This window comes from Uniformispora flossi (genome assembly GCF_049534875.1).
Classification (GTDB): Bacteria; Actinomycetota; Actinomycetes; order Streptomycetales; family Streptomycetaceae; genus Yinghuangia; species Yinghuangia aomiensis.
Genome location: NZ_JBMULZ010000048.1, coordinates 1 through 1952, shown reverse-complemented (window position 1 = coordinate 1952; position 1952 = coordinate 1). Strand labels below are relative to the sequence as shown.

Sequence of the window (1952 nt, the reverse complement as noted above, 5' to 3'; positions counted from 1 at the left end):
ACACCCTTTTTTTTAGGGTGGCACCGAGTTTCCTTATGCTCTTTTTCTCTGAAGCTAAACCTGTTTTATATGTCGTAGTCTTTTTATTGGGAGTGACCCCTTGCTGTACAATTTCCGGAGGTGCCGATAAGGGACGAATTTTCCCTTGTCGGTTGCCTTTGGGGATTGTAAGGGGTGGAGGCTCGGAATCAAAAGGAAACGAAATATCATTCCGAGTGTGCTTCTTTTTTCTGTTCTTGAATTCTATTATTTCCAATGTTAGAATTATGTTAACAACTTGTTAGGAGTGTGTTTGGATGGAAGAGAAAAAACAAATTGGACCTCGAATTACTGTTGAAACATTTAAAAAGCTAGAGTTATTAGCCGAACATTTTACAAAACACAATGAATTTGGAAGAGTTTCAAAAGATGCTGTAATTGAGTTTGCTATTAAGGAATTGTATAGGGACTATTTGGGAAAAGGACGCTAATTTTTGTTGAAAAACTGACTTCGGATTTGGGGTTCTTTATTATTAACTTGATTTTAATTAAACATTACAGGAAAAATTGAGGGGAAATGGATGGATAAACGCAATGGTGACGCGGTTTTCATAGCTCCAAATGATGTTGTAAAAGTGACCACTATGAATCACGTCATTGAAGTTCAGCATATGGAGAAGATGAACCGGAAAAATAATATCAAAAAATTGGACAAGGATAGGTTTGTAGACCTCTCTACTGGGGAGATCCGGGAGTTCGAGCATTCGGAAAATCGGCAGGAAAATTATAATTCTTTGAGACAAACCTTTAAGAAGCTGCGTTATTTGATAAATAACAATTTTATAGGACGGCCAAATGAATTACATATAACTTTGACATACAAGAAAAATATGACGGACACGAAAAAACTTTATAGTGATTTTCAAAATTTTATCGACAGGTTGCGTTATAAATACAAGAAAGAAAGTTCGATAGATTATTTATCGGTGGTAGAGCCACAAGGACGTGGAGCCTGGCATTGTCATGTTTTAATGCGCTTTAATGATTTGGATAAGATTTATATTAAAAATGCTGAATTAAGGAGTCTATGGGGTTTAGGATTTGTAACAATCAAGTCATTAAAGGATATAGACAACATAGGAGCCTATTTGAGCGCTTATTTGACTGATATAGACCTAGAAGATGTCCAAGACAGGGAAACAGCCTTAAAAGTGGCTTCAGAGGGCTGTGAGGTGCAAACAAAGATCGTAGAAGGTCGGGAAAAGAAATTTTTAAAAGGCGGACGGCTGCACATGTATCCTTCCGGAATGAATATGTATCGAAAATCAAAAGGGATTGTTAAGCCGGAACGGGAAGAAATGAAGTTCGGAGACATAAAAAAAGTAGTGGGTTCGGCAAAACCACACTACGAGAAAAGTTATCATGTCGAAAATGACAATTTTGAAAACACAATTTCGTTTCTCCAGTATAACACAAAACGTGATTTTTGAAGCAAAACGGTTCCTCTTTATGGAGCCGTTTTTTTTATTTCCCGAAGGGTTATTTGTCAGAATGACAAACCGATTTCGAGCCGGCGAGAACCCATTGTCACACCACGATTTAGGGGGTGTGTATAAATGGGCACTCTCTGTGAAATTTGAAGCTTTGAAATTCCGAATGGCGCACTTATACACTCTGTCGAGTGAGTGCTAAAATGCTGAAGCATTTCCGTCAAGCGTGTGGAGGAATCTTGTAGAGAGATATAGCATAGATACCCGTATCTCTAGAGATATTTTGGTATATCCCTGCTATATCTATGGGGTATCTATGCTATATCTTTGGCTTCAAAAACGGCACCTGTTCTAAGAGCATAGAAACTCAACAGGCACAGCCTGTTTGACACCCTTTTTTTTAGGGTGGCACCGAGTTTCCTTATGCTCTTTTTCTCTGAAGCTAAACCTGTTTTATATGTCGTAGTCTTTTTATTGGGAGTG

The 1952-nt window shown here is 38.0% G+C and carries 3 protein-coding genes; 2 read left to right on the top strand and 1 reads right to left on the bottom strand.

All coding sequences use genetic code 11. The features are described from left to right. Nucleotides 1-256 (bottom strand): hypothetical protein (locus ACPA54_RS38965; protein ID WP_423537283.1); only part of this gene is annotated, 256 nt, incomplete at its 3' end. A gap of 40 nt (nt 257-296) precedes the next feature. On the opposite strand from ACPA54_RS38965, the gene ACPA54_RS38960 reads away from it, so the two are divergent. After that, nucleotides 297-470 (top strand): hypothetical protein, encoded by a 174-nt coding sequence (locus ACPA54_RS38960; RefSeq protein ID WP_375839303.1) that lies wholly within the window; start codon nt 297-299, stop codon nt 468-470. A gap of 90 nt (nt 471-560) precedes the next feature. Next, a complete protein-coding gene (locus ACPA54_RS38955; RefSeq protein ID WP_375839305.1) occupies nt 561-1469 on the top strand; it encodes a rolling circle replication-associated protein in 909 nt (302 codons plus the stop codon). Nucleotides 1470-1952: the final 483 nt, after the last annotated feature.

Excerpts from the sequence above, each read along its gene's own strand:
- ACPA54_RS38955 (WP_375839305.1), top strand. The coding sequence starts at position 561 with ATGGATAAACGCAATGGTGACGCGGTTTTCATAGCTCCAAATGATGTT.
- ACPA54_RS38960 (WP_375839303.1), top strand. The coding sequence starts at position 297 with ATGGAAGAGAAAAAACAAATTGGACCTCGAATTACTGTTGAAACATTT.